We start from the raw sequence: 17807 nt of genomic DNA, 5'->3' as shown, positions 1-17807 counted from the left end.
CCGTCCTACGGCCCGCCGGGGCGTCGTCCTATGCGGCGCCCGTCAGGCGGGCTCCTAGCATCAGCCACTTTCTTACGGCTCTTGCGAACGGAAAAGCATGGAACGCGGTTCCCCATGGGTTCCCTCACGGCCGCCGATCCCCGGTGCGCTGCTGCAGCAGTGGCAGGGCTGGCACCCCGTGCCGCGGGCGCTGCACGAATCCGGCGCCAGCCTTGGTGAAGGGCAGGCAGCGCTCGTGTTCCCGATGTTCGGCGCCGGGCCGGAAAGCACGGCCCGGCTGCGCGCCGCGCTGGATGCCGCCGGCTTCCGCACCCACGACTGGGGCTACGGCGAGGACACCGGTCCGCGCTCGGGCTCCCTGCGCAACCGCCTGCGCCGCCTGGAAGAGCTGGTGATCGACATCTTCGAGGCCGAACGCAGCATCGTGACGCTGATCGGCTGGGGTTTTTCCGGCATCTATGCCCGCGAACTGGCCAAGCGCACCGCGCCGCTGGTGCGGCAGGTGATCACGCTGGGAACGCCGTTCAACGCCGCGGCCGGCGAGTGCGCGATGCTGCGCCCGCTGCAGGACGAAACCGGCCGGCTGCCGCCCGACCTGCAGCAGCAACTGCGCGAACGGCCGCCCGTCCCCTGCACGTCCATCTACAGCATGAGCGACCGCGCGGTGCCCTGGCAGATGTGCGTGGAACCCGATTCACCGCTGTCGCAGTCGATCATGGTGCCCGCGGCCGGCCACCGGACGCTGGCCGACCACCCCGAGGTGCGCCGCATCATCGCCGACCGGATGGCGCAGCCCGAGGACGACTGGCACCCATTCGCCGGCTGACGCCGGCGCCTCAAGGCAGGCCGGCCCCGGGCACCGGCACCCGCGCGTGCCAGATCGCGCCGCTGCGCTCGGCGAGTGACTGCTGCGGCGTCACCAGCACCCGTCCGGTGAGCACGAACAGCGTGCGGCGGTCGGGGCCGCCCAACATGCAGGCGATCGCCTGCCCGTCGGTCGGAATCCGCTCCACCACCTCGCCGCCCTCCTTCACCCGCAGCACCTCGCGGCTGACTGGCGACGCCAGCCAGACCGCGCCTTGCGCGTCCAGGCAGATGCCGTCCGGCCCGACGCCTTTTCCCTCCAGCTGGGCCCAGACCCGCCGCCGCCCGAGGGTTCCGTCCGGCGCAACGTCGAATGCCGTGAGCCGCTGGCCGTAGCTTTCCGCGACGATGAGCGTGCGCCCGTCGGGCGTCAGCACCGTGCCGTTGGGGAAGTGCAGGTCGTCCGCGGCCACCTGGACCCGGCCGTCGGGCGTCACCAGGAGCAGCGACGTGGCCGCGAACGGCGCCCGCGCGTGCAGATCGAAGCCGAAATTGCCGATGTAGGCCCGGCCCATCCCGTCCACGAGCATGTCGTTGCACGGCCAGGCCGCCAGCCCGGAGAGGTCGGCCGCCTCGACCAGCTCCCGGCCGTCCTGTCGCAGCAGCCGGCGGTCGTTCATGGAGACGACGAGCAGCCGGCCATCGGGCAGCCAGCCGAGGCCGGACGGCTGCGCCGGAACCTCGGCCACTGTCTCCACGGCGCCATCCGGTGTCACGCGCAGGACAACGCACTGGTAGAAGTCCGACAGCCACAGCGCGCCGGCGTGCCAGCGCGGAGCCTCCGGAAATGCCAATCCCTTGACGAAAGGCTCGAGGCGCGGCGTCGTGCTCATGGTAACTTCAGCTCTTCAGTGCCAATGCGGAGCATCGTAATGCCATCCACCCGCCTGCAGGACAAGGTCTGCATCGTCACCGGCGCCGCCCAGGGAATCGGGCTGGCGACGGCGCTCAAGTTCGCCCGCGAAGGCGCGCTGCTCGCCATCTGGGACGTGAAGCAGGAAGCGATCGACGCTGCAGTGAGGCAATGCCGGGAGCTCGGCGCACGGGCCGAGGGCTGGGTCGTCGACGTCACCCAGCGCGAGATGGTGGATGCCGCGACGCGGCGCGTGAAGGAGCGGTTCGGCCGCATCGACGTGCTGGTGAACAACGCCGGCATCACCCAGGACGCCCGCCTGCAGAAGATGACGCTGGAACAGTTCGACCGCGTGATCGACGTCAACCTGCGCGGCGTGTTCCACACATCGCAGGCCGTCGCCGACATCATGGTGGCCCAGGGCGGCGGCGTGATCCTCAACGCCAGTTCGGTGGTCGGCCTGTACGGGAACTTCGGCCAGACCAATTACGCGGCCGCGAAGTTCGGGGTGCTCGGGTTCACCAAGACGTGGAGCCGCGAGCTGGGCCCCAAGGGCGTGCGCGTCAACGCGGTCGCTCCCGGCTTCATCACGACCGGCATGATGGACACCGTCCCCGAGAAGGTGCTGGAGGACCTGCGCCGGCGCGTCCCGCTGCAGCGGCTGGGCACGGCGCAGGAGATCGCCAACGTGTACTGTTTCCTCGCCAGCGACGAGGCGAGCTACGTCAACGGTGCGGTGATCGAGGTCTCGGGCGGGATGACGGTGTAGCGCCGGCAGGCGGCGCCCGCTCCAGGCCGTCCACCGTCTGCCGGATCAGGAGTTCCGCGGCGGCGATGCTGTCGGTCAGGCTGAAGCCGAAATAGAAGCGGTAGTAGTGCCAGCTTGTAGCCGCCAGCAGGAAGCGGATGTTGGCCGCGGCGAGCCTGCGGTCGCGCTCGCTGCGGTGCGGCGCGTGGGCGTCAACCAGCGCCTGCACCGCGCGCCAGCGCGCGCTGGCGGTCGTCTGGCGGATCCGGTCGAACAGCTCCGAGTGCAAAGCCGCCCTCGTCAGGTTCGCGCGCGCCTCGAAGGCGCGGTACAACGCCCGCGGTACTGCCGGCAGCTCGCAGGCGCTGGCGGGGAGCGCCGGCAGCTCCAGACGGGTGGACACCTCCGCCGCCAAGGCATCCAGCAGGTCGTCGCGGGAAGCGAAATGGCGAAAGATGGTGCGCTCCGCGAGATTGGCGCGCCGCGACACCGAGCGCATCGTCAGTTCCTGCACAGCACCGTGCTCCAGCAGATCGATGGCGGCATCCAGGATGAGCTCGCGCGTCAGCGCCAGCTGGCGGTCCTTCAGCGTTGCGTCGTCGGCGCTACGGTCGGTCACGATTTCCCTCGGGTCGCATATTGCAGCGCATCTGCCTTGATGTCATAGTGTATGACATCTTCGACGGGAGGATCCCATGGCGAGACAACTGACTGTGGTGAAGAGCGGCGAGGGCGAAAGCCTGAGCGTGATGGGCGCGGGCGTCAAGTTCCTGTGTTCGGCGGAACGCACCGACCGCGCCTGGTCGCTGATGGAGGTCGCCCTGCCCGAAGGCGCGGGGCCGCCGCCGCACCTGCACCCGTGGGATGAGGCGTATTACGTCGTCAGCGGCGAAGTGCGTTTCTGCCTCGACGGCGACGAGCAGGTGTTCGGCGTGGGCGACTTCATCTACGCGCCCGGCGGTACCTTGCACGGCTTCCACGGCGCGACGCAGGGCGAGCCGGCCCGCCTGCTGGTGTTCGACGCGCCGGCGCACGCCGAGTCGTTCTTCCGCGAGGTGGACCGCGAGGTGAAAGGCCCGCCCGACATGGCGAAGGTGCCGCAGATCGGCCGGCGCCACCAGATCGAGTTCCTGCCGCGCTGATCGGTCCGCCGCGCCCGCGGGCCGCCGTGCTGCTTGACTGCGTCAACCATCTGGCTGACGATGTCAAGATGTCACGCACCTCAACGGGCGTGCCGGCGGCGCAGGTGGAGGCCGTCCGCGCGTTCAACCGCTTCTACACCCGCCGCGTCGGCGTGCTCGACCCGTATCTCGGCGGCGACCTGTCGCTCACCGAAGTGCGCGTGCTCTACGAGCTGGCGCACCGCCAATCGCCGACGGCCGGCGAGCTGCGCCGCGATCTGGGCCTGGACGCCGGCTACCTGAGCCGGATCCTGGGCCGGTTCGGGGCCCGCGGCTGGGTGAGGCGCGACCCCTGCCCCACCGACCGCCGCCAGACGCTGCTGCGCCTCACCGCCGCCGGCCGGCGCGCCTTCGCTCCCTTGCAGCAGCGCTCGCGCAGCGAAGCGGCGGGGCTGCTCGCCGCGCTTGCGCCGGTACGGCGGGAGGAACTGCTGGCGGCCATGCAGAACATGCAGCGGGTGCTCGAGCCCGATCGGGCCGCTGCGGCGCCGACGGTTCTCCTGCGCGACCCGCGCCCGGGCGACCTGGGATGGGTCGTGCAGCAGCACGGCGAGCTCTATGCGCGCGAATACCGCTTCAACGCCGAGTTCGAGGCCCTCGTGGCCGAGGTCGCCGCCCGTTACCTGAAGAACTTCGACCCGGCCCGGGAGAAAGGCTGGATCGCCGAAGTCGACGGCGAGCGCGCCGGCTCCGTCTTCGTGGTGCGCCGCTCGGCCACGGTGGCCCAGCTTCGTCTGCTGATCCTGGCCCCCGCCGCCCGTGGGCGCGGCTTGGGCGCGCGGCTGACCGACGAGTGCATCGCCTTCGCACGCGCCGCCGGCTACCGCAAGATGATGTTGTGGACCCAGAGCATCCTGCTGCCGGCGCGGGCGATCTACCGCTCGCGCGGCTTCGAGATCGTCAAGCGTGAACCCTACGCGGCGTTCGGCCGCAAGCTGGTCAGCGAAGTGTGGGAGCGCAGGCTCTGAGCGCGCCACGGCGCGTCAACTGGCCGTTGGTCGCGGCCGCGGCCACGGGCGTGCAGGTGGGCGCCGCGATCGTTGCCTCGCGGTTTGCCGTCGCCGAGGTGCCGCCGCTCACGCTGGCGATGCTGCGCTACGCGATCGGCTTTGTCTGCCTGCTGCCGTTCGCCTGGCGCGAGGCGATCCGCACCCTCGGGTCGCCGTCGCTCGCGCCGGTGGCCGGCAGCCGGTGGCGCGACCTGCTCGCGATGGCGGCGCTGGGCATCGGCCAGTTCGGCATCCTGATCGCGCTCCTCAATTTCGGGCTGCAGCACGTGGGCGCTGCCCAGGCGGCCCTGATCTTCAGCCTGTTCCCGCTGCTCACGCTGCTGCTGGCGGCGGCGCTCGGTCGGGAACGCATCACCTGGCAACTGCTTGTCGGCGTGCTGCTGTCGATCGCCGGCGTGGCGCTCGCGCTCGGGCCAAAGCTCGGCACCGCCGCCAGTGGCGCCAACCACTGGTGGGGCGAACTGGCGGTCGCCGCTGCCGCCCTGACCGGCGCCGCCTGCAGCGTGCTGTACCGGCCTTTCCTGCGGCGCTATCCGACGGTGCCGGTGTCGGCCTTTGCGATGCTGGCCTCGGTCGTCTTCCTGGCGCTGCTGGCGACTACCGAGCAATGGCCGCAGCGGCTCGCGGGCATCAGCGCGCCCGCATGGGCAGCCGTGGCGTTCATCGGCGTCTCCAGCGGCGTCGGTTACTTCTGGTGGCTGTACGCGTTGAAGCACGAGTCGCCCACCCGCGTCACCGTGTTCCTGGCGCTCAATCCGGTGACGGCCGCCTTCCTCGGCTGGGCCGTGCTCGGCGAGCGCCTGCCCGCGGCCGCGATCGGCGCCCTGGCGGTGATCGCGCTGGCCCTGTGGGTCGCGACCCGCGCGGGGCCGCCGCGGCCGCGATAATCGCGCGATGATGTCCCCGCCCGAAGCGCTCTCCGAGAAGCGCCCGCAGCCGCAGTCGCTGACCGACCTGTTCCTCTCCTTCACGATCCTCGCCCTGCAGGGCTTCGGCGGCGTGCTGGCCGTCGTCCAGCGCGAACTCGTCGAGAAGAAGCGCTGGCTCACGCGCGAGGAGTTCGTGGAGGACTGGGCGGTGGCCCAGACCCTGCCCGGACCCAACGTCGTGAACCTGTCGCTGATGATCGGCAGCCGCTACTTCGGCTGGCGCGGCGCGCTGGCCGGCGTCGCCGGGATGCTGGTGTGCCCGCTCATCGTCGTGCTGTGCCTGGCTCTCGTCTACACCCGCTTCGCCGGCAACCCGCAGGTGGCCGGCGCCCTGCGCGGCATGGGCGCCGTCGCCGCGGGGCTGATCACCGCCACGGGGCTGAAGCTGGCTCCGGCGCTGCGCCGGCATCCGCTCGGCGTGCCGCTGTCGGTGGCGCTCGCCCTCGCCTGCTTCGCCGGGATCGCACTGGCGCGCCTGCCACTGGTGTACATGCTGTTCGGCGTCGGGGGCCTCGCCTGCGTGCTGACGTACCGCAAGCTGCCGGAACACGCGGCATGAGCATCGCCATGGACTTCGGCGACTGGCTCAGCCTGTTCGTCCACTACCTCGCACTATCGCTGCTCACTGTCGGCGGCGCCGTCAGCGCCGCGCCCGACATGCACCGCTACCTGGTCGACGAGCGCGGGTGGCTGACCGACGCGCAGTTCGGCGCCTCGATCGCCATCGCCCAGTCCGCGCCCGGGCCCAACGTGCTGTTCGTGGCCCTCATGGGCTGGAACGTCGGCCTCAATGCCGGCGGCATCGGCCCGGCCATGCTGGGGATGGCGCTGTGCCTGGGCGGGATCATGCTGCCCAGCACCGCCCTCACCTACTTCGCCACGCGCTGGGGCCACGAGAACCGCAACCGGCGCGACGTGCGCGCGTTCAAGCAAGGCATGACCCCGATCGTGATCGCGCTGCTGGTGGCCACCGGCTGGATCCTGGCGACCGGCAACGGCTATCGCCTGGACAACTGGCCGGTGTGGCTGGTGGCGGCCGCCGCCACGGTGATCGTGTGGCGCACCAAGGTACACCTGCTGTGGCTACTGGGCGCCGGCGCGTTGCTGGGGTGGTTCGGGCTGGTGTGAGGCCGGCGCCTCCAGGATCAGCTGGGTCTGCGTGACCACCGCGCACAACTTGCCTTCCATGGTCCTGATCGAGGTCTGCCAGACCTGCGTCGTGCGGCCGCGGTGCAGCGGGATCGATTCGCCGACGACGGTCGTGCCCGACTTCGCGCCGCCGATGAACTTGGTGCTGGAATCGGTCGTCGTCGTGCGCTTGCCGCGCTCCATGTTCACCACGGTGCCGATCGCGCCCAGCGTGTCGGCGAACGCCATGTAGGCGCCACCGTGCATGATCCCTCCCGCGGTGCACAGGTCAGGCCGCACCGCCAGGTGCGCCACCACGCGCTCGGGCGTCATTTCGACCAGCTTCACGCCGATCAGCCCGGGGAACAGCGGGGCGATGTGCCTGTCCATCGTTTCCATCGACAGCATCTTGTCTCCTTGGTGCGCGGGCGCGGCTTCAGAGCGCCCGCAGGGCCGCACTATAGGCCGGACTCGCGGAGATCGTGTTGTGGCCGCTCGCGGGGATCACGACCATCTTCGCCGTGCCGGGCGTGAACTCGCGCAGCAGGCGCTCGGTGTTCTCGCGCGGCACCACCTCGTCGCGTTCGGCGGCCAGGATCAGCGTCGGCGCCGCGATCCGCGGCGCCAGCCCTGCAGAGTCGTACCGGTCCAGCAGCAGCCAGCGCACCGGCAGCCACGGAAACAGCGGCGCGGCCAGCGACGGCAGGCTGTCGAACGGCGTCACCAGCACCAGGCGCGACACGGGGCGCTGCGACGCCAGCCGCACGGCCAGTCCGCTGCCGAGGCTGCGGCCCACCGCCAGCACTTCCGGATGGCTCGCGCGCACGTGGTCGAACAGGGCCAGCGCGTCGGCGTGCAGCGCCCGCTCCGACGGCGCGCCGGTGCTGCCGCCGTAGCCGCGGTAATGCACCGCGTACACGGCGCGTCGCGGGAAGGCGGCGGCCAGTTCGGGCAGGCTCAGCGAGACGTCCTCCGCGTTGCCGCCGAAATACAGCACCGCTCCGGCGCCGGGGCGCGGCTGCACCGAGACCACCACCTGTGCGCCGTCGACGGCCAGCTGCAGCCGCTCCGGGGGACGCCCCGCCGCCGGCTGCGGGTAGTAGATCATCGACCGCTGCAGCAGCAGGACGGCGCCACAGGCGGCGGCGTACAGCGCGACCGCGAGCAGCAGGAGCGTCAGGAGCATCCGCATCAAGGCGCCGCCTCGTGCCGCCGGTCGCCGGCGCGGCGCGGCGGAAACAGCCACCAGGCGGCGAGCACCGCGACGCCGAACGCCGTGTAGGCGGCGACGAAGACCCACGGCGGCGCGTCGTAGTACAGCAATCGCTGCAGCCAGTGCCCGATGAAGCTGTCGCCGTAGCCGCCGCCACCAGCCTGCACCCGCAGCCAGGTTTCCAGCGTCGTCAGCGGGCAGACGGCACCGGCCCAGGCCTCGGCGACAACGATCCCGATGGCGGCCAGGTGGCTCGCCCGGAACCAGAGGCGATCGACCCAGCCCCAGCCGCGCCAGTTGCCCGCCAGCACCGCCACGAGGCCACCCGCCACGAAGACCACGATGGCGACATGCAGCGCGAGGACGGCGTCGGCAAGCAATCGGTAGGCGAGCGGCGTGGACATGGGCGGCGGGCGGCGCTTGCAGGCGGGGCCCATCCGCACATTGTGGTCCTGCCGGCGACAGCACCGTACCGACCGGGTCGCTCGTCTGGCGCGCCCGTGCTGCGTCAGATCAAACCCGACCGTGGATCCACTGCCTACGATCCGTCCATGACCGAGAGGATGCTGCCCGTCAAGGAGATCGCCGACTCCCTGGGAATCACGGAAGACCACCTGAACTACTACGGCAAGTACACCGCCAAGCTGAGCCTCGCGCTGCTCGAAGCCCCGCCGCAACCCCCGCGAGGCAAGCTGGTCCTGGTGACCGCGATCACGCCGACGTCGCACGGCGAAGGCAAGACCGTCGTTTCCATCGGGCTGGCGCAGGCCATCACCCGACGCGGGCGCAAGTCGATCGTCACGCTGCGCGAGCCTTCGCTGGGCCCGGTGTTCGGCGTGAAGGGCGGCGCCACGGGCGGCGGCCGCTCCAGGGTGCTGCCGAGCGAGCAGATCAACCTCCACTTCAACGGCGACATCCACGCCGTCACGTCCGCGCACAACCTGCTGGCGGCCGCGATCGACTCGCACATCCACCACGGCAACGCCCTGCGCATCGACGTGGACAACATCTGGTGGCCGCGCACCATCGACATGAACGACCGGGCGCTGCGCCACATCGTGGTCGGCCTGGGCGGCAAGGCCAACGGCGTGCCGCGCGAGAGCCGCTTCGTGATCACCGCGGCCTCGGAGCTGATGGCGATCCTGGCGCTGGCCAGCTCGCGCCAGGACCTGCGCCGGCGCCTGAACGACATCGTGATCGGCCTGAACGTCGACGGCGGAATCGTGCGCGCCGGGGACATCGGCGCCACCGGCGGTTTGCTGGTCCTTCTCAACGAAGCCGTGATGCCCAACCTGGTGCAGACGACGGAACACACGCCGGCATTCGTGCACGCCGGGCCGTTCGCCAACATCGCCCACGGCACGAGCAGCGTGATCTCGCAGAAGATCGCGCTGAACCTGGCCGACTACGTGGTCAACGAGGCGGGCTTCGGCGCCGACCTCGGGGCCGAGAAGTACTTCGACCTGGTGATGCCGGCGTGCGGCATCCGGCCCGCCTGCGCCGTGCTGATCGCCACGGTGCGCGCCCTGGTGCACCAGGGCTCCTCGCCGGCGGACGCCGCCGGCGCGAATCCGGCCGCGCTGCGGCGCGGCCTGCCGCACCTGGCCAGGCACATCGAGAACCTGCGCAAGTTCAACGTGCCGGTGATCGTGGCGATCAACCGCTTTCCCGGGGACAGGGAAGAGGAGCTGAGGACCATCGGCTCCTTCTGCCGCGACCGCGGCGTCGCCTGCGCCGCCATCGACGTCTTCGAACAAGGCGGGGCGGGCGCGCTGGAACTGGCCGACCAGGTGATGGCGGCCGCCGACGGCGTGGACCTCGGCCAGGTGCGGCCGCTGTACGACCGCGAGCTCACGCTCGAACAGAAGATCGGCCTGGTGGCCCGGGAAATCTACGGCGCGGACGGAATCCACTTCGAATCCGCCGCGCGCAGGAAGCTGGCCATGTTCGCGGCGGCCGGGTTCGGCCACCTGCCGGTGTGCATGGCCAAGACGCCGTCGTCGCTCTCGGACAATCCGGCGCTGCGCAACGTGCCGTCCGGCTGGACGCTGACGGTCTCCGACGCCTTCCTCGCGGCGGGCGCAGGCTTCATCGTGGTCCTGGCCGGGACCGTGCTCCTGATGCCGGGCCTGCCGCGCGTCTCGCAAGCTTCCCGGATGGACGTCGACGACGATGGCAACATCATCGGCCTGGGCTGACGCGGCCGGGGCCCTGTCACGGCGTTGACATGGCGCAAAGGGCCGGCGCCGCGTTGTTCAGTAGACTCGCCGCGTGATGACCGCCCGGTGCCGCCACGGCGCCTGCCCGTTCCTGGGATGGCAGGCCGCATGAACACGCGGCCCGGGGATCCGTCGCCGCCGCCGGCGCCGTTCCAGCTCACGCGCTACTTCACCGCCACCAGCCTCGTCGCCTTCGTCGTCCTCGGCGTCGCGCTGTACTTCCTCGAGCGGGGCGAGCAGCAGTTCTTCGCGTCGGTGCAGCGCGAGCAGAGCGCCTTCTTTGCCGAGGTGCAGGCGCAGCTGCTGCGCGAGCAGAGGGACACCGCCCGCGGCAACCTGGTGGCGGTGCACGAGGGCAGCCACATCGCCCTGACGCACGTATTCGCCAATGCGCTGTGGTCGTCGCGCATCGCCCCGCTGGTGGACCAGGCCCGGTCGATGCCACTCGACGAGTGCCGCCGGCTGGGCGCGGGCGGCATGCCGGCGGCCGCGCAGGCCCAGCAGGCGTGCCTCCGGGACATCGGCGCACGGATCATCGCCCTGCCGGGCTTCGCGGCCGCGGACGCTGCCGCGCGCGCCCTGATGCGCGGGACGACGGTGTTCAAGGTCAAGGTTTACGACTTGCGCGGGCTGACGGTGTATTCGTCGGAGTCGGTCCAGGTCGGGGAGGACAAGGCCGGCAACGCGGGCTGGCAGTCCGCGGCCACCGGCACCCCGGCCAGCGAACTGGTTCACCGCAACCGCTTCAGCGCGTTCGAGGGCGAGGTCGAGAACCGCGACCTGCTCCAGAGTTATGTCCCCGTCCCCGGGCCCGGGGGCGTGGTCAGCGGCGTGTTCGAGATCTATTCCGACGTGACGCCGCTGCTGCGGCAGATCGACGGCGCGTCGTCGCGCATCCAGGAGGCCACCGCGCGCAACCAGGTGCGGCTGGAGGAAGCGGCGGAACGCAACCAGGGCACGGTGGCGGCCAATGCAACGAAGCTGCTGCTGACCATCGCCGCGCTGCTGGTGTTCATCTACGGCGCACTGCTGTTCTTCGTGCGCAACGGCCAGCGCATCATCGACGAGCAGGCACGCGCGCGGGAACAGGCGGCGTTGCGCGAGCAGCAGTGGCACAAGGACAAGATGGCGACCATGGCCGCCATGGCCGCGAACGTCTCGCACGAGGTCGGCAATCCGCTGGCGATCATCTCCGGGCTGGCACAGGACATCGCGCAGTGGCGGGAAGCCGGCGACTTCGACGCCGCCTCGCCGAAGATGATCGTGGAGCAGACCGCACGCATCGCCGACATGACGCGCCGGATCACCGATTTCGCGACGGCCGGCCGGGAAACGCCGGAAGCGCTGGACATCAACCAGCTGGTCCGGGCGGTGTGCGGCTTCCTCGCGTTCGACAAGCGCTTCGGCGGCACGCCCATCGAGTTGCGGCTCGGGGAGCGGCTCCCCGCCTGCCAGGGTGTCCCGGACCACCTGACGGAGGTCCTGATGGGGCTGTTGCAGGCGCTCGAGGAGGCCTGCGAGCAGGAGCCCGGTGCGGACCGTGCGCTCGTGGTGGCCACCCGGTCCGACGGGCAGGAGGTGACGCTGCGCTTCTCGACCACCGCCGCCGGCCACTGCCGCCTGCCCACAGCCGATCCGCGCCTGGAGTCCGCGCGGCGCCGCATCGAAGGCATGGGCGGACGCATCGAGACGGGGGTGAGCACGCTGGAGATCCACCTGGGCTGCACCGCCCCGGAGGGAACCCACCGGCCGGCCCCGGGCTGACCGCGCGTCACGCGCCCGGCAAGCGCCTCGGCGACCTCAGCGCGGGTTCTCGAAGAAGACGTAGGTGCTGTAGTCGCTCACCTCGAAGTAGACCTTCTTCTCGCCGGGATCCACCGTGAAATTCAGGTTCTCGTCGAGGACGCCGTACCCGAAACGATAGGCCCGCGGCGCATTGTCGCTGGTGCCCATCGCCGTGCTGACCTTGTCGACCTGCAGCCAGCGGCGCACCAGCTTCTCGCCGGCATAGACCTCGATCACGCCGTTGGTGCCGGTCCAGTTCTGGATGCCGCGCCCCAGCTTGTTCTGCTGCTCCTGCGTGCAGGCGCCAAGCAGCAAGGTTGCGGCCGCTGCGACGGCCAGGACACGGGCAGGAAAGGGAGAAAGCATTCAATCCTCCAGGAGTTTCGGCAGCAGCGTGGCGGCGGTACCGCGCAGCACCACTTCGGCGGCGGCGTCGAGCACGGTATCGCCGGGGTTGATCACCACCACGCGACCCTGAGTGAGGCGCGGCAGGCCCGCGGCGGGATGCACCATGCCGGAAGTGCCGACCACCAGCATCAGGTCGCTCCGGCGGGCGGCGGCTTCGGCGGCCTCCAGCACGTCGACCGGCAGCATCTCGCCGAACCAGACGACCGCCGGCCGGCGCATGTTGCCGCAGCGATCGCAATACGGAGGACTGCCGGCCGCCGCGGCGTCGGCGTTGCAGCAATTGCGGGGAGTGTCCAGCCACCGGTCCTGCGCGATGTTGCCGTGCAGCGCCAGCACGCCTTCGCTGCCGGCCCGCTGGTGCAGACCGTCGACGTTCTGCGTGACGAGCGTCAGCCGCCCGGGGTGGCGTTGCGCGAAACCGGCCAGTGCGCGATGCCCCGCGTTGGGCTGCACCTTGGCGATCGCCTCGCGGCGGTGCGCATACCAGTCCCACACCATCGCCGGATTCGCGCGGAAGGCGTCCTCGGTGGCCAGCTGCTGCGGATCGAACTTCGCCCACAGGCCGGTCTGCGAGTCGCGGAACGTCGGCACGCCCGACTCCGCGCTCATGCCGGCGCCGGTCAGCACGACGACATGCCGCGCGGCGCGCACCCACTCGCGGACCTGCTCCGCCATCATGACTCCCCCGCGCGTCGCACTACGTGGGTCGCTGCCCCCAGAGGGGGCCTTCGCGCCTTCGGGCGGCCGTGCGGCGCTCATGACCGCTGCCGCAGCGCCTCGTACAGGCAGACGCCGCTGGCCACGGAAACGTTCAGGCTCTCCACGCCGCCGCGCATCGGGATCGCGACGAGCTCGTCGCAGGTCTTGCGCGTGAGCTGGCGCATGCCGGCGCCCTCGGCGCCCAGCACCAATGCCAGCGGCCCCTTGAAATCGGCCTGGTAGATGGTGCGCGGCGCGTCGTCGCTGGCGCCCACGCACCAGATGTTGCGCTCCTTGAGCTCGCCCAGCGTGCGCGCCAGGTTGGTGACCATGAAATACGGCACCGTCTCGGCCGCGCCGCTCGCCACCTTGGCCACCGTGGCATTGATGCCCACCGCGTGGTCCTTGGGCGCGATCACGGCATGCGCGCCGGCGCCGTCGGCCACGCGCAGGCAGGCGCCGAGGTTGTGCGGGTCGGTCACGCCGTCGAGCACCAGCAGCAATGGCGGCCCTTGCACGCCGTCCAGGAGGTCGTCGAGCGAGTGCGCCGTCGCGAGGGCCGTCACCCGCGCGGCCACGCCCTGGTGGCCGTGGCTGCCGGCCAGCTTGGCCAGGCGCAGGCCGTCGGCCTCGATGAGCCGCGCGCCGGCCTCGCGCGCCCGTTCCAGGAACTGGCGCATCCGGGCGTCGCGGCGCGTCGGCTCGTAGTAGATCTCGACGATGGATTGCGGCGCGGTCTTCAGGCGCACGCCGACGGCGTGGAAGCCGAACAGGACCTTGGGGGCGGACATGCGGCCGATTATCCGGCCAGCGCCGCCGGATCCGCGATGCGCCCGGCCTCGATCGTGATGCGCCGCTCGCAGCGGGTGGCGATCGCGGTGTCGTGCGTCACCAGCAGCAGCGTGGTGCCGTGCTCGCGGTTGAGCGCGAACATCAGCTCCATGACGGTCTCGCCGGTCGCGAAATCGAGGCTGCCGGTCGGCTCGTCGGCGAGCAGCACGGCCGGCTCGACCACGAAGGCCCGCGCCAGCGCCACCCGCTGCTGCTCGCCGCCGGAGAGCACGCGCGGATAGTGTCCGAGGCGCTCCCCCAGCCCCACGCGGCGCAGCATCTCGGTGGCCAGCCGCCGCGACTCGCGCTGGCCGGCCAGCTCCAGCGGCAGCATCACGTTCTCCAGCGCCGTCAGGTTCGCCAGCAGCTGGAAACTCTGGAACACGAAACCCACCTTGCGCGCGCGCAGCGCGGCACGGGCATCCTCGCCGATCGAAAAGAGGTCCTCGCCGTCCAGCCGCACCGTGCCGCGGGTGGGCGTGTCGAGCCCCGCGATGATCGACAGCAGCGTGCTCTTGCCCGAGCCGGACGCGCCCACGATGGCCGCCGTTTCCCGGCGCGCCAGGGTGAAATCGATATCGCGCAGAATGTCGAGGGTGCCCGTCGAGTCGGTGACCGACTTGAAGACATGCTCGACGGAGATGATTGGATCAGACATGTTGTTGAGATCGTGGGGCCGCCGTCACTTTATCGCGGCCTTCCTCGCCGGCGCGGCCGGCCTGCCAGCCATGGCCGCGCCGGCGCCGGCCGTCCTGGTGCTGGGAGATTCCCTGAGCGCCGAGTATGGCCTGAGACGGGGCACTGGGTGGGTCGCCCTGCTGGAATTGAAGCTGGCGGCCGAGGGCCTCCCGGCGCGCGTGGTCAATGCCAGCATCAGCGGCGACACGACTTCGGGCGGCCGCTCGCGCCTGCCGGCGCTGCTGAGTCAGCACCAGCCGGCCGTGGTGGTCCTCGAACTCGGAGGCAACGACGCGCTGCGGGGCCTGCCGCTGGAGATGACGCAGCGCAACCTGGAGGCGATGGCGAAGGCCGCGCGCGAGTCGGGCGCCCGGGTCTTGCTGGTCGGCATGCAGATGCCGCCGAACTACGGCGCCGACTATGCGACGCGCTTCGCCTCCCTCTACCAGCAGGTGGCGAAGGCGCAGCAGGCAGCACTCGTCCCCTTCCTGCTGAAGGGCGTGGCCGATGCGCCTGACCCGTTGCACTGGTTCCAGCAGGACCGCATCCACCCCAACGAACGCGCCCAGCGCCGGATGCTGGAGAACGTCTGGCCGGAACTGAAGAAGCTGGTCGCCGCCGTGCAGCCGGCGCGGAAGCCCAAGCCGTGAGCGTGCACACGATCAGCGCCGCGGAGGCGATCGAGCGGCTGGAGCGGTTCGACGCGATCCTCGATGCCCGCAGCGAGGCCGAATACGCGGAAGACCACCTGCCGGGCGCCGTGAACTGGCCGTCCCTGGACAACGCGGAGCGGCACGAGGTTGGCACCATCTACAAGCAGGTCAGCCCGTTCGAGGCGCGCAAGCGCGGCGCTGCCCTGGTCGCCGCCAACATCGCCCGGCACATCGAACGCGAGGTGCTGGACAAGGGCAAGGACTGGCAGCCGCTCGTCTACTGCTGGCGCGGCGGCAAGCGCAGCGGCTCGCTCGCCCTGGTCCTGGGGCAGATCGGCTTCAGCGTCAGCGTCGTCGAAGGCGGCTACAAGGCGTTCCGCGGCAGCGTGCTGGCGGCCCTGCCGGCGCTGGCGCAGCGGCTGCAGTACCGGGTCGTCTGCGGGCCGACCGGTGCCGGCAAGACGCGCCTGCTGCACGCGCTGGAACGTGCCGGCGCGCAGGTGCTCGACCTCGAGGGGCTGGCCAGTCACCGCAGCTCGGTGCTGGGCCTGATTCCCGGGCAGCCGCAGCCGACCCAGAAGGCGTTCGACACGCTGGTGTGGGACAGGTTGCGGCGATTCGATCCGGGCCGCCCCGTGTTCGTGGAGAGCGAGAGCCGCAAGGTGGGCAACGTGGCCGTGCCCGAGGCGCTGATCGAGCGCATGCGGGCCAGCGAATGCCTGCGGCTGGAGCTCGCCGACGACGAACGCGTCGGACTGCTGCTGGAGGAGTACGACTTCTTCGTTCGCGATCCAGACCTCTTCCGCCAGCGGCTGGCCGCGCTCGCCGAGTTGCGGGGCAAGGCCGTGGTGCAGGAATGGCAGGACGAGGTCGCGGCCGGACGGATCGAGAACGTGGTGCGTGAACTGCTGTTCAAGCATTACGACCCGGGCTACGCGGCGTCGATCCGCCGCAATTTCAGCCGCTACGAGGCGGCGCCGGTGATCGCGCCAAGGGACCGCTCGGTCGCGGCGATGGAAGAGGTCGCCGCGCAACTGGCGCGCACGGCCTGAGGATCACCGCTCCGGCGGCAGGGCGGGCGGCTGCGGTTCCAGCCCCGATTCGTCGGGAGCGGCATTGGCGTCGCCCGGCGCCGACTTGCGGGCGGCCTTCTCCTTGAGCTTTTCCTCCTTCTTGCGCTTCTTGGCAAGTTCCTTCTGCCGTTTCTCGTAACCGTAATTGGGTGTAGCCACAGGTGTTCCGCTCCTATCCAGTGATAGGCCCAATGTACGCGATATCAGCGGCCGCCGGCACCCAGGGTCATCCCAGGGCCGCGAGCGCGTGTTCCAGGTCAAGCTGGAGGTCGCTCACCGCCTCGAGCCCGACCGAGAAGCGCACCAGCATCCCGCGGCACAGGGTGCCGCCGAACCTGGCCGAGCGCATGGTGGCCAGGTCGTACGGCACCACCAGGCTTACCGGCCCGCCCCAGGAGTAGCCCAGCTTGAAGAGTTCCAGCGCGTCGCAGAAGGCGTCCACCTGCCGCGGCGAGTAGCGCTCGTGGAAGGTGACCGAGAACAGCCCCGCCGCCGCGCCATCCGCGCCGCACGTGGCCTGCCAGTGCGCGTGGCCGGGCGAGCCTTCGAACGCGGGGTGCAGCACCCGCGCCACCTCGGGCCGCTGCCGCAGCCAGGCGGCCAGGCGGCGCGCCGCCTGGTCCTGCGCGTGATAGCGCAGCGCCAGGCTCGGCAGCGAACGCAGGATCGCCTCGGCGTCGTTGGCGCCGACACCCAGTCCCAGCCGCATGTGCGTGAGCTTGAGCTTCAGGTGCAAGGCGTCGTCGCGCGTGACCACCGCGCCCATGAGGACGTCGCCGCCGCCGCTGGGATATTTCGTGAGGGCGTGCACGACGATGTCGGCGCCGCTGCCCATGGGGCCGCCCAGGTCGAAACCGTTGTAGGCCAGGCCCGAACTCCAGGTGCTGTCCAGCGCCGTGGTGACGCCGCGTTCGCGGCAGATGGCGGCCTGCCGCGCCAGCGGGGGGAACTCCATCGTCACCGAGCCGGGAGCCTCCAGCCAGACCAGCTTCGTGCGCGGGCCCAGGCGCGACTGCAGATCCGCCGGATCCATCGGGTCATAGAACTGGTGCGTGATGCCCCACTGCTGCAACTCGCCTTCGGCCAGCGCCTTGTTGGGACCGTAGGCATTGTCCGGGACCAGGACCTCGTCGCCGGCGCCCAGCAGCGAAAGCGAAACGTTGGCGATCGCGGCCAGCCCGCTGGGAACGAGCAGGCAGTGCTTGCCGCCTTCCAGCGCGGCGATCCGCTCTTCGAGGAGGAAGGTGGTCGGCGTGCCGTGCAGGCCGTAGGTGTAGCCGCCCTTCTGCTTCCAGTCCCGCGCGCGCATCGCGGCGACATTGGGAAAGATGACCGTCGAGGCCTTGAACACGCCGGGCTGCGGCGCGGCAAAGCCGGCGGGAGGGGCGTAAGGATGGTGGATGAGGTCGGTGATGGGGGAGCTCATGCACGCAATGGTACCGGGCCGCCCCACCCTCACCCCAACCCTCTCGCGCCGGCGGGAGAGGGTTGGGGTGAGGGCCCACCGCGCAGCGGCACGTGGACCGCACGGAACA

22 protein-coding genes are annotated in these 17807 nt (G+C 70.9%); 11 read left to right on the top strand and 11 right to left on the bottom strand.

The features are described 5' to 3' along the window. The first annotated feature begins 97 nt into the window (after positions 1 to 97). Positions 98 to 826: an alpha/beta hydrolase gene (locus tag RAMLITH_RS01060; protein ID WP_168105488.1), complete on the top strand. Its 729-nt coding sequence runs from the start codon at positions 98 to 100 to the stop codon at positions 824 to 826. A 10-nt stretch (positions 827 to 836) separates the two neighbouring features. Here RAMLITH_RS01060 and RAMLITH_RS01055 read toward each other — a convergent pair whose 3' ends face one another. Next, positions 837 to 1697 carry an SMP-30/gluconolactonase/LRE family protein gene (locus RAMLITH_RS01055; protein WP_168105487.1) on the bottom strand — a complete coding sequence of 287 codons (861 nt, stop codon included), beginning with the start codon at positions 1695 to 1697 and terminating at the stop codon, positions 837 to 839. A gap of 39 nt (positions 1698 to 1736) precedes the next feature. Between RAMLITH_RS01055 and RAMLITH_RS01050 the strand changes: the two genes are divergently transcribed. Then, a complete protein-coding gene (locus RAMLITH_RS01050) occupies positions 1737 to 2486 on the top strand; it encodes a beta-ketoacyl-ACP reductase (protein ID WP_168105486.1) in 750 nt (249 codons plus the stop codon). Here the strand turns inward: RAMLITH_RS01050 and RAMLITH_RS01045 are convergent. Further along, positions 2443 to 3084, bottom strand: a complete 642-nt coding sequence (locus RAMLITH_RS01045) for a TetR family transcriptional regulator (protein ID WP_168105485.1) — start codon at positions 3082 to 3084, stop codon at positions 2443 to 2445. The genes RAMLITH_RS01050 and RAMLITH_RS01045 overlap by 44 nt on opposite strands. A 76-nt stretch (positions 3085 to 3160) precedes the next feature. Between RAMLITH_RS01045 and RAMLITH_RS01040 the strand changes: the two genes are divergently transcribed. The 5 genes from RAMLITH_RS01040 (at position 3161) to RAMLITH_RS01020 (ending at position 6713) form a co-directional block, all read left to right on the top strand. Next, positions 3161 to 3607: a cupin domain-containing protein gene (locus RAMLITH_RS01040; RefSeq protein ID WP_168105484.1), complete on the top strand. Its 447-nt coding sequence runs from the start codon at positions 3161 to 3163 to the stop codon at positions 3605 to 3607. 68 nt (positions 3608 to 3675) lie between these two features. Beyond that, the gene (locus RAMLITH_RS01035; RefSeq protein WP_168105483.1) at positions 3676 to 4614 is read left to right on the top strand and encodes a bifunctional helix-turn-helix transcriptional regulator/GNAT family N-acetyltransferase; all 939 of its coding nucleotides are present in this window, start codon (positions 3676 to 3678) and stop codon (positions 4612 to 4614) included. Between the two features lie 26 nt (positions 4615 to 4640). After that, complete coding sequence (locus tag RAMLITH_RS01030) at positions 4641 to 5543, top strand: DMT family transporter (protein ID WP_202883217.1); 903 nt, start codon at positions 4641 to 4643, stop codon at positions 5541 to 5543. Between the two features lie 7 nt (positions 5544 to 5550). Continuing rightward, a complete protein-coding gene (locus RAMLITH_RS01025) occupies positions 5551 to 6144 on the top strand; it encodes a chromate transporter (protein ID WP_168105482.1) in 594 nt (197 codons plus the stop codon). Beyond that, on the top strand, positions 6141 to 6713 hold the full coding sequence (locus RAMLITH_RS01020) for a chromate transporter (protein ID WP_238343969.1): 573 nt from the start codon (positions 6141 to 6143) through the stop codon (positions 6711 to 6713). Before RAMLITH_RS01025 ends, RAMLITH_RS01020 begins: the two co-directional genes overlap by 4 nt. Here RAMLITH_RS01020 and RAMLITH_RS01015 read toward each other — a convergent pair. Genes RAMLITH_RS01015 through RAMLITH_RS01005 form a run of 3 tightly spaced genes read right to left on the bottom strand, consistent with a single transcriptional unit; the run spans position 6669 to position 8363 of the window. After that, positions 6669 to 7121, bottom strand: a complete 453-nt coding sequence (locus RAMLITH_RS01015; RefSeq protein WP_168105481.1) for a PaaI family thioesterase — start codon at positions 7119 to 7121, stop codon at positions 6669 to 6671. The genes RAMLITH_RS01020 and RAMLITH_RS01015 overlap by 45 nt on opposite strands. A 28-nt stretch (positions 7122 to 7149) precedes the next feature. After that, on the bottom strand, positions 7150 to 7905 hold the full coding sequence (locus RAMLITH_RS01010) for an alpha/beta hydrolase (protein WP_168105480.1): 756 nt from the start codon (positions 7903 to 7905) through the stop codon (positions 7150 to 7152). Continuing rightward, positions 7905 to 8363, bottom strand: a complete 459-nt coding sequence (locus tag RAMLITH_RS01005; RefSeq protein ID WP_238343968.1) for a DUF2784 domain-containing protein — start codon at positions 8361 to 8363, stop codon at positions 7905 to 7907. The genes RAMLITH_RS01010 and RAMLITH_RS01005 overlap by 1 nt, the downstream gene beginning before the upstream one ends. A gap of 114 nt (positions 8364 to 8477) precedes the next feature. On the opposite strand from RAMLITH_RS01005, the gene RAMLITH_RS01000 reads away from it, so the two are divergent. Then, a complete protein-coding gene (locus tag RAMLITH_RS01000; RefSeq protein WP_202883216.1) occupies positions 8478 to 10124 on the top strand; it encodes a formate--tetrahydrofolate ligase in 1647 nt (548 codons plus the stop codon). A 129-nt stretch (positions 10125 to 10253) separates the two neighbouring features. After that, positions 10254 to 11909 (top strand): sensor histidine kinase, encoded by a 1656-nt coding sequence (locus RAMLITH_RS00995; protein ID WP_168105479.1) that lies wholly within the window; start codon positions 10254 to 10256, stop codon positions 11907 to 11909. A gap of 36 nt (positions 11910 to 11945) precedes the next feature. Here RAMLITH_RS00995 and RAMLITH_RS00990 read toward each other — a convergent pair whose 3' ends face one another. The 4 genes from RAMLITH_RS00990 to RAMLITH_RS00975 form a co-directional block, all read right to left on the bottom strand. Next, positions 11946 to 12296, bottom strand: a complete 351-nt coding sequence (locus RAMLITH_RS00990) for a hypothetical protein (RefSeq protein WP_168105478.1) — start codon at positions 12294 to 12296, stop codon at positions 11946 to 11948. After that, positions 12297 to 13013, bottom strand: coding sequence for an SIR2 family NAD-dependent protein deacylase (locus tag RAMLITH_RS00985; protein WP_168105477.1), 717 nt, complete (start codon positions 13011 to 13013; stop codon positions 12297 to 12299). It lies immediately after the preceding gene. Positions 13014 to 13093: 80 nt separating this feature from the next. Then, positions 13094 to 13828, bottom strand: a complete 735-nt coding sequence (gene rlmB, locus RAMLITH_RS00980) for a 23S rRNA (guanosine(2251)-2'-O)-methyltransferase RlmB (protein ID WP_168105476.1) — start codon at positions 13826 to 13828, stop codon at positions 13094 to 13096. A gap of 8 nt (positions 13829 to 13836) precedes the next feature. Then, on the bottom strand, positions 13837 to 14526 hold the full coding sequence (locus RAMLITH_RS00975) for an ABC transporter ATP-binding protein (protein WP_168105475.1): 690 nt from the start codon (positions 14524 to 14526) through the stop codon (positions 13837 to 13839). On the opposite strand from RAMLITH_RS00975, the gene RAMLITH_RS00970 reads away from it, so the two are divergent. Together RAMLITH_RS00970 and mnmH are read left to right on the top strand one after the other, a co-directional pair. Further along, entirely contained in the window at positions 14525 to 15196 is a 672-nt protein-coding gene (locus RAMLITH_RS00970) for an arylesterase (protein ID WP_181017731.1), read from the top strand. The genes RAMLITH_RS00975 and RAMLITH_RS00970 overlap by 2 nt on opposite strands. Then, positions 15193 to 16251, top strand: coding sequence for a tRNA 2-selenouridine(34) synthase MnmH (gene mnmH, locus RAMLITH_RS00965; RefSeq protein WP_168105473.1), 1059 nt, complete (start codon positions 15193 to 15195; stop codon positions 16249 to 16251). The genes RAMLITH_RS00970 and mnmH overlap by 4 nt, the downstream gene beginning before the upstream one ends. Positions 16252 to 16254: 3 nt before the next feature. Here the strand turns inward: mnmH and RAMLITH_RS00960 are convergent, their stop codons facing one another. Both RAMLITH_RS00960 and RAMLITH_RS00955 read right to left on the bottom strand, forming a co-directional pair. Next, positions 16255 to 16431: a hypothetical protein gene (locus tag RAMLITH_RS00960; protein ID WP_168105472.1), complete on the bottom strand. Its 177-nt coding sequence runs from the start codon at positions 16429 to 16431 to the stop codon at positions 16255 to 16257. Between the two features lie 67 nt (positions 16432 to 16498). Continuing rightward, the gene (locus tag RAMLITH_RS00955; protein ID WP_168105471.1) at positions 16499 to 17698 is read right to left on the bottom strand and encodes a PLP-dependent transferase; all 1200 of its coding nucleotides are present in this window, start codon (positions 17696 to 17698) and stop codon (positions 16499 to 16501) included. Positions 17699 to 17807 lie beyond the last annotated feature (109 nt).

The sequence above is a fragment of the Ramlibacter lithotrophicus genome (assembly GCF_012184415.1).
GTDB lineage: Bacteria > Pseudomonadota > Gammaproteobacteria > Burkholderiales > Burkholderiaceae_C > Ramlibacter > Ramlibacter lithotrophicus.
Note: the sequence above shows the minus strand (reverse complement) of the source record. Positions and strands in the feature narration are given on the sequence as shown.

Coding starts and splice junctions, on each gene's coding strand:
- RAMLITH_RS01060 (WP_168105488.1), top strand. CDS start 98: ATGGAACGCGGTTCCCCATGGGTTCCCTCACGGCCGCCGATCCCCGGT.
- RAMLITH_RS01055 (WP_168105487.1), bottom strand. CDS start 1,697: ATGAGCACGACGCCGCGCCTCGAGCCTTTCGTCAAGGGATTGGCATTT.
- RAMLITH_RS01050 (WP_168105486.1), top strand. CDS start 1,737: ATGCCATCCACCCGCCTGCAGGACAAGGTCTGCATCGTCACCGGCGCC.
- RAMLITH_RS01040 (WP_168105484.1), top strand. CDS start 3,161: ATGGCGAGACAACTGACTGTGGTGAAGAGCGGCGAGGGCGAAAGCCTG.
- RAMLITH_RS01035 (WP_168105483.1), top strand. CDS start 3,676: ATGTCACGCACCTCAACGGGCGTGCCGGCGGCGCAGGTGGAGGCCGTC.
- RAMLITH_RS01025 (WP_168105482.1), top strand. CDS start 5,551: ATGATGTCCCCGCCCGAAGCGCTCTCCGAGAAGCGCCCGCAGCCGCAG.
- RAMLITH_RS01020 (WP_238343969.1), top strand. CDS start 6,141: ATGAGCATCGCCATGGACTTCGGCGACTGGCTCAGCCTGTTCGTCCAC.
- RAMLITH_RS01015 (WP_168105481.1), bottom strand. CDS start 7,121: ATGCTGTCGATGGAAACGATGGACAGGCACATCGCCCCGCTGTTCCCC.
- RAMLITH_RS01010 (WP_168105480.1), bottom strand. CDS start 7,905: ATGCGGATGCTCCTGACGCTCCTGCTGCTCGCGGTCGCGCTGTACGCC.
- RAMLITH_RS01005 (WP_238343968.1), bottom strand. CDS start 8,363: ATGGGCCCCGCCTGCAAGCGCCGCCCGCCGCCCATGTCCACGCCGCTC.
- RAMLITH_RS01000 (WP_202883216.1), top strand. CDS start 8,478: ATGACCGAGAGGATGCTGCCCGTCAAGGAGATCGCCGACTCCCTGGGA.
- RAMLITH_RS00995 (WP_168105479.1), top strand. CDS start 10,254: ATGAACACGCGGCCCGGGGATCCGTCGCCGCCGCCGGCGCCGTTCCAG.
- RAMLITH_RS00990 (WP_168105478.1), bottom strand. CDS start 12,296: ATGCTTTCTCCCTTTCCTGCCCGTGTCCTGGCCGTCGCAGCGGCCGCA.
- RAMLITH_RS00985 (WP_168105477.1), bottom strand. CDS start 13,013: ATGGCGGAGCAGGTCCGCGAGTGGGTGCGCGCCGCGCGGCATGTCGTC.
- rlmB (WP_168105476.1), bottom strand. CDS start 13,828: ATGTCCGCCCCCAAGGTCCTGTTCGGCTTCCACGCCGTCGGCGTGCGC.
- RAMLITH_RS00970 (WP_181017731.1), top strand. CDS start 14,525: ATGTTGTTGAGATCGTGGGGCCGCCGTCACTTTATCGCGGCCTTCCTC.
- RAMLITH_RS00975 (WP_168105475.1), bottom strand. CDS start 14,526: ATGTCTGATCCAATCATCTCCGTCGAGCATGTCTTCAAGTCGGTCACC.
- RAMLITH_RS00955 (WP_168105471.1), bottom strand. CDS start 17,698: ATGAGCTCCCCCATCACCGACCTCATCCACCATCCTTACGCCCCTCCC.